This window comes from Verrucomicrobiota bacterium (genome assembly GCA_016871495.1).
Lineage (GTDB): Bacteria > Verrucomicrobiota > Verrucomicrobiia > Limisphaerales > VHDF01 > VHDF01.
Window position 1 is genome coordinate 1 of record VHDF01000132.1, and the last position, 8,934, is coordinate 8,934.

The window sequence follows — 8,934 nt, forward strand, 5'->3', positions numbered from 1 at the left end:
GGCGCTTCCGCTCGCGCCAATCTGCCCGACCGGCTCGGGTGGAACCTCGCCCTCCCGGTCCATGGCCCGCCCTGGGTGGATGCCTTCACCTCTGGCGGCACTCTTGCCCGTTAAACTTGCGTTGCCCCTTTGAAGACACGCCTTGAAGCGGCATTTCATTGAATTGTTTGCGGGCCGCGCGGCTTAATTTCCCACGGGCACTGGACAGGAAATGCTGGTTCACGCCGCCCCATCGGTTATCCTTCGGGGCATGCCGACGTCCGCATGCATCCCGCTGCTGAAGGCGCTGGCGGATGAAACCCGCTGGCGCATCGTGAGCGAATTGCTGTCCGCACCCCGAAACGTCGGCGAGCTCGTCGAGCGGCTCGGCGTTTCCCAATACAACATCTCCAAGCACGTCCGGATTCTGCGCGAGGCGGGCATTGTGGAGACAGAGCGCGATGGCAAGCATGTCCATTGCCGGGTCGCGGAGGATTTTCGCAAGCAAATGGCGCGCAATCGGACGGGGCTCGACCTGGGTTGCTGCACGTTTCGCTTCGACGCGCCGCGCCGTCGCGGCCCGGTGCATCCCGATGTTGCCGGTGATGCAGGTAGGGCGCGTCCGTCCCGGCGCGCCGCCGGAGCATGATGTTTTGCATCCAGGGGTCGGCGGGCTGGGACAGGCCCGCCCTACCAACAACATCGGGATGCACGGGGCGCGGCCCCTTCGCAAGTTTTAATTTGCCTCGCGCGATGATATATGCACAGTTGGGCATGTATGCAACTCACAAGCCTGGGCGCGCTCTGCCTCTGCCTGGCATGGGCGGGCTTTTTTGAGCCGCCCGCCCTCGCTGCCACCCTGAAGATCAACGGATCGACCACGGTCCATCCACCGGTGGCCGAAGCCGCGGAGATTCTGCGGTCAGAGCGGAGAATGAACATCCAGGTGGACACGCAGGGCGGAAGCCCGGGTGGCATCTCCGCGGTAGGCGATGGACGCGCGCACATCGGGATGTCGTCCAAGCCGCTGAGCGACACGGATCGCGCGAAGTATCCCCGGGCCCGCTTCAAGTCGATCCACGTCGGGGCGGACGCGGTGGCGTTGATTGTGTCGAAGGACGTCTGGGACGGGGGCGTGCGGGCATTGTCGAGCGCGCAGGCGCGAGACATCTATGAGGGCCGCGTGCGGAACTGGAAGGAGGTTGGAGGCCCGGACCGCCGCATTGTGTTTTTCAACAAGGAACCCGGGAGAGGAACTTGGGAGGTGTTCGTCCATTGGCTCTACGGGGACGCGAAGAAGGCGCCGAGGGTCAGCTTTCCGGAGGTCGGTGGGAATGAGGAGGCGCGGCTGAAGGTTGCCTCCACCCGGGGCGCGTTGTCGCAGCTTTCGGCCACGTGGGCCGACGGGCGGAGTGTGTTCGCGCTGGGCATCCAGCGGGACGATGGGAACGTGGTGTGGCCCAAAGCCGAGAACATCGCGACCGGTGAATATCCGATGAGCCGACCGCTATTTCTGCTGACCGACGGCGATCCGGCCGGCGAGGCGAGGGAGTTTGTGGAGTTTGTCCTGAGTCCGCGCGGCCAGGCGCTGGTGCGCAGGCATGGCTACCTCTCCCTGGATCAACTGAAGCCGTGAGACTTCTGCTCGCGAGCGATGGAACCTGTCACTGATGCTGGAAGGTCCAAGTCCCGCGCCGCTGCGGCGCGCTGGAGTGGGACGCGCGTGATGACCTTCGCGTTCAGCGCGCTCGCGCTCGCGTTTTTTGCGGCGATGGTATTGATGTTGATCGGTCAAAGTGTCCCCGTTTGGCGACACGAAGGGTTTGGCTACTTGACGGGAACGCAGTGGTTCTTTCAGCACCACGAGTTTGGCGCGCGGGCCATGATTTACGGCACGGTCGTTGTCTCGACGGTGGCGCTGGCCTTGGCCGCTCCCATCGGATGGGGCGCGGCCTTGTTCACGTCCGAAGTGTTGCCCGGGCGTTGGCGGCTTCCGGTCAAGGCGTCCATCGAATTGCTCGCCGGCATTCCGTCCGTGATCTACGGGTTGCTCGGAATTCTTCTGTTGCGCGAACGGGTGTATGACGCGCTGCAACCGTTCGAACCGGTCAGCGGTGACACCCTGTTGACGGCCGGCATTCTTCTCGCCGTCATGGTGCTTCCCACGGTCATGACCTTGTGCGACGACGCGCTGCGCGGAGTACCGGCGGCACAGCGCCTGGCTGCCCGTGGACTTGGGCTGACACGCGCGGAGGCGGTGCTGACGGTCGTGCTGCCCCAGGCGTGGCGGGGGATGGTGGCGGCCTTGTTGCTGGCCACGGGCCGCGCGCTCGGTGAGGGCATTGCCGTGTTCATGGTCGTGGGCCGCCAGGACAATCAGTGGCCGGAGAATCTCTTCTCGCTCCGTCCGTTGATGGAAGCGGGTCAGACGCTGAACAGCAAACTGGTTGGTTCGGAAACGAACATTGCCTATGGCGACCCGCTGCACTGGGCGGCGATGGGTGGGCTGGGACTGATCTTGCTGGTGATGACGCTTGGGATCACGTGGGCGGGCGCGCGCATGATCCGCCCAAAGGAGGTTCATGCGCCGCGCGCTTGACCGGGGGCTGATTTTAGCCGGAGGGATTTGCGCCGCGCTGGCAGCGGGGGTGCTTGCGACCATCTTGGGCGCGATCACATGGCGCGGCGCCTCGGCGATTTCATGGCCGTTCCTGACCGAACAGATCCAGCGTGCGGGCGCGTCCGGCGGCGTCTTGTTCAACATCTCCGGCACGCTGATCTTGCTCGGCGCGGCACTGCTCGTCAGCCTGCCGGTGGCGTCAGCCCTCGCGCTCTTGCACAGCGTGTATCTCAGGAGTGAGCGCGCCCGGCAGCGGCTTTGGATGCTCCTCGCGGTGTGGAGTGGTGTGCCCTCCATCGTCTTCGGTTTGTTCGGACTCATGCTGTTTGTGAAGACGTTCGGCTGGGGAAAATCCTGGCTTTCGGGCGGCGTTTTGCTGGGCATGATGATGCTGCCGACCGTTTCCGTGGCGCTCATTGAACGGATTCATTCGCTCCCTCGGAAGTATGGCGAAGCCGCCGCGGCTTTGGGTCTGAGCCAGTCGCAGGTCATCTGGTCGGTCATTTTGCCGCAATGCGCGAACGGACTCGTGACTGGCTTGCTGCTTGGACTGGCGAGGGCGGCTGGAGAGACCGCGCCGATCATGTTCACGGCGACCATTTTTTCCGGAGCCGCGCTGCCGCATGGCATCCAAGACAGTCCTGTTCTCACGCTGCCGTATCACATTTTTGTCCTGTCGCAAGATTCGTTGGATCCGGCGGCGGGCGCCCGGGTTTGGGGCGCGGCACTGGTTTTGCTGGGATTGGTGATGGCGTTGAGTTTGGTGGCCTTGCCGGCGCGTCTCCGGATTCACGAGGAGGCGTTGCGTGGATGAGGAGACGAGCATGGGAGACTCTCCCTCAACAAGGGGCACGCCGTCCGGGCGCGGATCCGATTCACCCGCGCTTCTGGAGGTGCGGGGCTTGAACGTGTTCGCCGGGTCGCGGCACTTGCTGCGCGAGGTGAACTTGAGCATCGCGCCCCGCCAGGCCTTTGGGCTGGTTGGGCCGTCCGGCGCCGGCAAGAGCACGCTGTTGAGGTGTCTCAACCGGTTGATCGAACTCGACTCGAGCCTGCGTGTGGAGGGGGACATTCTCCTGCGGGGCCGCTCCATCCGGTCGCCGGAGGTGGACGCGGACGCCCTGCGCGCGCGCGTGGGCATGCTCTTTCAACAGCCTGTCGTTTTCCCCGTGAGCATTCGCCGGAACGTGCTGTTTGGGGTGCGTCATCTCAGGCCTCTCTCGCGGCTCGAATCCGCGGCCCTGACGCAGAGGGCGTTGCGGGAGGCGGCGCTTTGGGATGAAGTGAAGGACCGTCTCGACGAGCCGGCGGCGAAATTATCCGTCGGGCAGCAACAGCGACTTTGCCTCGCGCGCGCGCTGGCCCTGGACCCTGAGATTCTCTTGATGGACGAACCCACGAGTTCACTTGACGAGAAGTCCGCTGACGCCGTCGAACAACTGATTCTGAAGTTGAAAGCCACGCGAACCATCGTCCTCGTGACGCACAATCTGGGCCAGGCACGTCGCGTTGCCGACGTGCTTGCGAGAATCGAGCCGCGCGAGGGAGTGGGCGAAATTGTCGCCACCGGCTCATGCGCCGAGGTGCTGGGAGCGCGCGATCCTGCGGCTCGGTAGTGGAGATTATGGAGCCGTGCGACAACGGGCAAGGGTGCTGCCAGGGCGAAGGCATTCACCCAGGGCGGGCCCTGGACCGGGAGGGCGAGGTTCCACCCGAGCCGGTCGGGCAGATGGGTGCGAGCGGCAGCGCCGTGAACGGCGCGCCCCGACAACTTGCGGATGCGCCGGTCGTGATGTGCCGCGCCGATCTGGGCTCCATTCCGCTTGAGATTTCGAGGCCGGAGGGCATGATGCGCGGCACACCTTCAACGATTATGAACACAAAGACTGCTTCTCCTGTGACCCGCCGGGTCTTCGTTCAAAGCGGCGCTCTCGCCGCCTTTTCCGTCGCTGCCTTGCGTTTGCCGGGCCGCGCCCAAACCAACCGGAACAGCAAACTCCGTATCTTCCAAATCGGGGTGGGCGGCATCGGGAGTCTGGAGCGGAACGGACTCAAAGGTCATCCCATGGTCGAATGGGCTGGGTTCTGCGATGTGGATCAACGCGAGCTCGACAAGATCAAGCAGGAGCACCCCAACGCGTGGACGGTGAAAGACTACCGGGAAGCTTTCGCCAACAAGGTCGCCGACTTCGACGCGGTCATTGTGGAAGCCCCTGATTTTCACCATGCCCCGATGATTCTGACCGCCCTCAAGCACCATAAACATGTCTATGGCCAAAAGCCGCTGGTTCATCAACTCGATGAATTGCGCATGATCCGGGATGCTGTCCAGGCGCGTCCCAACGCCGTCACGCAGATGGGCAACCAACGGGCCTGCCACCGGGGACGGATGCAATCCGTCGAGATCTTGCGAAAACATCAACTCGGTCGTCCGGTCGAGGCTTATGTCTGGACGGGGGGCGTGCAACGCGGGCATTACTTCGCCGATCCCTGGAGCGAATACATCCATGGCAAGACCGCTCCGTCCCATTTGGACTGGGATTTGTGGCGGGGGCCGCTGAGCTCTGAGATTCCGTACAGCGAGGATCTCGCACCCCGGCGCTGGCGCACCTTCTGGGAGACGGGAGGCGGGCAGTTGGCGGACTGGGGCTGCCATTTGCTCGATCTCTTGTATTTCGCGTATCCCATGCCCGCGCCGGAGGCGGTGGTGACTTACACCGGTCGCGCTCCGAACACGGGGCATTCGGCGAACAACCTCAGCGTGATTACCTATCCGGGCGGCGGACCGTTCGCGCGCCCGAAATTCGTGGTGCATTACAACGACAGCGCATTGATGCCTTCGTTTGCGGCCCTGGGATTGCCGCCCATGAAAGTGGATGCCAATCACACCATGGTGGTATGTGAGGGGGGCACCTTGTTATTGCAGGCCGATGGCCGGATCACCATCTTCCGCGACGGACAGGAAGTGGAGAACGAGCCGCTGCCCAAGGTGGAGCCGCGCGATCATTGGAAGGATTGGGCGGACAACTGCCTGGGAGCGAAGAAGCCGTTGTGGACGCCGTTCAACATAGGCTGGCGAATCACGGAACCGGCCTTGCTGGCCGTGAAGGCGACGAAGTTTCCCGGGCAGGAGTTGCGGTGGGATGCGGCAAGCTTTCGGTTCACCAACCACGAGAAGGCAAACCAGGAGATCCTCAAGCGAAACTATCGCGACGGATTCGCGCCCCCGCAGGTGGCCTGATCCGCTCGGAATCCGAGGCAAGCCTTGTGGAAGGTTCGAGCTTGAGCTTCTCAGGCCGGCTTGAACGAGTGAGGCGCGGGCGCACGGTCCGAGGAGCCGGTCTGTTTCCTTCGATCGGGTTGGGGGCTCTTCGCTGGGCTCTGGTCTGCATGCTCGGGATCAGTGCCGCGCGCCTGGAGGCTCATTGGTCGAGCGACAGCCAGTTGGACATTGTGGTGACCAACGGGACGGTTCGCATTCAATGGGCGATCTTGTGGAGAGATCTGGATGCCTTGTTGAGAATCGACGACAATGGCGACGGGATTTATCCGGAATCCGAATGGGGCAAGCGGGCCGATGACGTCAACCTCTATGCCGCGTCGCATCTGGGCGTGCGCCTTGACGGCACGGTGGGCGCTCTGGAACCGGGTGCCATCCGATCCATGGAAGCGATCGATGGTGTTTATGGCATTCTGGAGTTTCTCATTCGAGGCGTGGGTGATCCGGAGAAGGTGGAGTTGGACTACCGGTTGTTTGAGGGACTCGACCCGCATCATCGAGGCCTTGTCCGGTTGACGGGTGCGGGCCAGGTGCAGACCGCGATCCTGGACCAGATCGAGCCCCAGCAAGTGTTCATCCTGGCGCGACCCAACCCGCGAGAGCAGTTCTGGGATTTTGGACGGAAGGGGGTTTATCACATTTGGACGGGCGCGGATCATTTGCTTTTTCTTTTGGCGCTGTTGCTGCCTTCGGTGTTGCGTTGGAGAGACGGGCGATGGGAGCCGGTGGAGAGACTGGGCCAGGCAGGGTGGGCGGTGTTGAAAGTGGTGACCTGTTTTACGGTGGCGCATTCGTTGACCTTGGGCCTGGCGGCGGCTGGGGTGGTTTCGCTTCCCCCGCGTCCCGTGGAAACGGTGATCGCGCTTTCCGTCGCGCTGGCGGCGGCGAACAATTTGCGTCCGATCTGGCGTGGCGGCGAGGCAGGGATGGCCTTCGGATTCGGGCTGGTGCATGGTTTTGGATTTGCCTCGATCTTGCTGGACCTTGGATTGTCCGCCCGTTCCTTGCTGTGGCCGCTGGCGGGCTTTAACGCGGGGGTGGAGTTGGGACAGCTTGCCTGTGTGGCAGTGTTTTTCCCTGTGGCGGCAGCCATGCGGGGGAAGGCGGTTTACCCGAACCATGTTCTGCGCTGGGGATCGGGAGCCATTCTGTTGGTGTCGGCGGGCTGGGCGATGGAGCGGGCGACGGGCGGTGAATGGATGCCGTTTTGAGCGTCAGGCGTGGCGTGCATCCCGATGTTGTTGGTAGGGCGGGCCTGTCCCAGCCCGCCGTCCACTGGATGCAAAACATCATGCTCCGGCGGCGCGCCGGGACGGACGCGCCCTACCTGCATCACCGGCAACATCGGGATGCACCGTCAGGCGTGGCGCTCTTAGTTCGCGGCGGGGCGGAACTCCTGCTTGGCCCGAGGCATCCATTCCTGAAGCTGGCGGATGCGGACTTCGTCGAGTGGATGGGTGCGGAGGAACCAGGGCGCGGCTTGGCCGGATTGCCGGTTATAGGAGGAGAACCGCTGCCAAAAGCCGACGGCGGCCTCGGGGTTGTAACCGGCCCGGGCCATGTAAAGGAGGCCAATTTGATCCGCTTCCGATTCCTGTTTGCGGCTGTGCGGAAGGGCGCGTCCCAGGGAGGTGCCGAGTCCATAGACCGTCATCGCGGCGCCATGATACTTCGATCCTCGCGCGGTGAGTCCGGCATTGAGCGCGGCGCCGACCGATTGCATGAGCATGGCTTCGCTCATCCGTTCGGCCCCGTGACGGGCGACGGCATGAGCCACTTCATGACCGATCACCGTGGACAAGCCTGCTTCGTCCTGGGTGATGGGGAGGATGCCGGTGTAGATGCCGACCTTGCCTCCGGGCAGGCAGAACGCGTTGGCTTCCTTGCTGTCGAAGAGGACGAACTCCCATTGCGCGTTGGGGAGGGGGGCCACGGCGGCGATGCGGTGACCGACGCGCTGCACCAAGGCGTTGAGTTTAGCGTCCTTGCTGACAGGGGTTTCCTTTTTGAGCTGTTCGAAGCTGGTCAGACCGAGCTGCATTTCCTCACCGGGCGAGAGAATGTTGAGCTGGCTGCGACCCGTTTCAGGCACGACGGCGCAGCCCGAAAGCAGGAGCAGTCCGAGGAAGATGATCGCAAGAAGGGCGGGGCGCATGGGGTTTATTTGAGATCTGTTCCTTTGAGGCCTCCAATGGTCCAGTCGAGGTTGTATTCCCCGTAAGGCGCGGTCTTGTTCATCTGGATGTATTTCGTGAAAGCCGCATGGCTGTCGGCGAAGAGAATGGGGAATCCAGCCTTGCCATGGGCGAGATTCTTGTCGCCGAGGTTCCCATGTTCCGGTTCGGCGAAGCAGCTCATGATCGCCTTTTTGGTGGGACTCAGGACTTCCTCGACCGAACGCTGGGTGAGTTTGGGCGAAGTGGTGTCGTCATTGTAGAACTGGTGATAATAGTAATACGAATTCGGAAAGAGGAGTTCGTTCGTGCGGATATTGCTGCCGGACCCGTTGAGCCGGGTCCAGGCGATGTTCCAGGCCGGGGGCCGGTCGGCCGGGCAGAGGTAAAAATCGCCGCCATTCGTGCTCAGGAAGGGATGGAATAGCTTCATCAGGTCCACGAAGGGCATGTGGGGCCACGACCGGCCGGAAAAGGGGAACTTGTCGCGGTAATCAGAGGTGTAGAGGTTGAGGGTGATGCCGAGCTGGCGGAGATTCGACAGGCAACGCGCCGTTTTTGCCTTGGTCTTTGCGCGTGAGAGCGCGGGGAGGAGCATGCCGGCCAGAATGGCGATGATGGCGATGACCACCAGAAGTTCGATGAGGGTGAAGGCTCGGGAGGAAGCCCGGAGTGAAAAGAGCGATCGTGGTGTCATGGAATCAGGGGGCCGCTGCGGTGATCATGGTCATAGCCCAAACCGTGTCCTGAGACAAGGAGAAGAAGCGGTGAGAAACTTTCCCCCGTGTATCCCGATGTTGTTGGTAGGGCGGGCCTGTCCCAGCCCGCCGCCCACGGGATGCAAAAAATCATGCTCCGGCGGCGCGCCGGGACGGACGCGC

The 8,934-nt window shown here is 63.0% G+C and carries 10 protein-coding genes; 7 read left to right on the plus strand and 3 right to left on the minus strand.

Annotation, left to right across the window (positions count from 1 at the left end; translation table 11 throughout):
* Nucleotides 1-250 precede the first annotated feature (250 nt).
* From FJ404_18510 to FJ404_18540, 7 genes are all read left to right on the plus strand, one after another.
* Nucleotides 251-628, plus strand: a complete 378-nt coding sequence (locus FJ404_18510; GenBank protein MBM3824843.1) for a winged helix-turn-helix transcriptional regulator — start codon at nt 251-253, stop codon at nt 626-628.
* A gap of 111 nt (nt 629-739) precedes the next feature.
* Nucleotides 740-1,615 carry a phosphate ABC transporter substrate-binding protein gene (locus tag FJ404_18515; GenBank protein MBM3824844.1) on the plus strand — a complete coding sequence of 292 codons (876 nt, stop codon included), beginning with the start codon at nt 740-742 and terminating at the stop codon, nt 1,613-1,615.
* 18 nt (nt 1,616-1,633) lie between these two features.
* Complete coding sequence (gene pstC / locus FJ404_18520; GenBank protein ID MBM3824845.1) at nt 1,634-2,578, plus strand: phosphate ABC transporter permease subunit PstC; 945 nt, start codon at nt 1,634-1,636, stop codon at nt 2,576-2,578.
* Nucleotides 2,562-3,413, plus strand: a complete 852-nt coding sequence (pstA, locus tag FJ404_18525) for a phosphate ABC transporter permease PstA (protein MBM3824846.1) — start codon at nt 2,562-2,564, stop codon at nt 3,411-3,413. The genes pstC and pstA overlap by 17 nt, the downstream gene beginning before the upstream one ends.
* Nucleotides 3,414-3,423: 10 nt before the next feature.
* Nucleotides 3,424-4,215 (plus strand): ATP-binding cassette domain-containing protein, encoded by a 792-nt coding sequence (locus FJ404_18530; GenBank protein MBM3824847.1) that lies wholly within the window; start codon nt 3,424-3,426, stop codon nt 4,213-4,215.
* Nucleotides 4,173-5,840 carry a Gfo/Idh/MocA family oxidoreductase gene (locus FJ404_18535; protein ID MBM3824848.1) on the plus strand — a complete coding sequence of 556 codons (1,668 nt, stop codon included), beginning with the start codon at nt 4,173-4,175 and terminating at the stop codon, nt 5,838-5,840. The genes FJ404_18530 and FJ404_18535 overlap by 43 nt, the downstream gene beginning before the upstream one ends.
* A gap of 149 nt (nt 5,841-5,989) precedes the next feature.
* On the plus strand, nt 5,990-7,090 hold the full coding sequence (locus tag FJ404_18540; GenBank protein MBM3824849.1) for a HupE/UreJ family protein: 1,101 nt from the start codon (nt 5,990-5,992) through the stop codon (nt 7,088-7,090).
* Here the strand turns inward: FJ404_18540 and FJ404_18545 are convergent.
* The 3 genes from FJ404_18545 to FJ404_18555 are packed head-to-tail and all read right to left on the minus strand — an operon-like array spanning nt 6,988 to nt 8,750.
* Nucleotides 6,988-7,224: a hypothetical protein gene (locus FJ404_18545; GenBank protein MBM3824850.1), complete on the minus strand. Its 237-nt coding sequence runs from the start codon at nt 7,222-7,224 to the stop codon at nt 6,988-6,990. The two genes, FJ404_18540 and FJ404_18545, sit on opposite strands and share 103 nt — an antisense overlap.
* Before the next feature lie 27 nt (nt 7,225-7,251).
* Nucleotides 7,252-8,034 (minus strand): M48 family metallopeptidase, encoded by a 783-nt coding sequence (locus FJ404_18550; GenBank protein ID MBM3824851.1) that lies wholly within the window; start codon nt 8,032-8,034, stop codon nt 7,252-7,254.
* A gap of 5 nt (nt 8,035-8,039) precedes the next feature.
* Nucleotides 8,040-8,750, minus strand: coding sequence for a type II secretion system protein (locus tag FJ404_18555; protein MBM3824852.1), 711 nt, complete (start codon nt 8,748-8,750; stop codon nt 8,040-8,042).
* Nucleotides 8,751-8,934 lie beyond the last annotated feature (184 nt).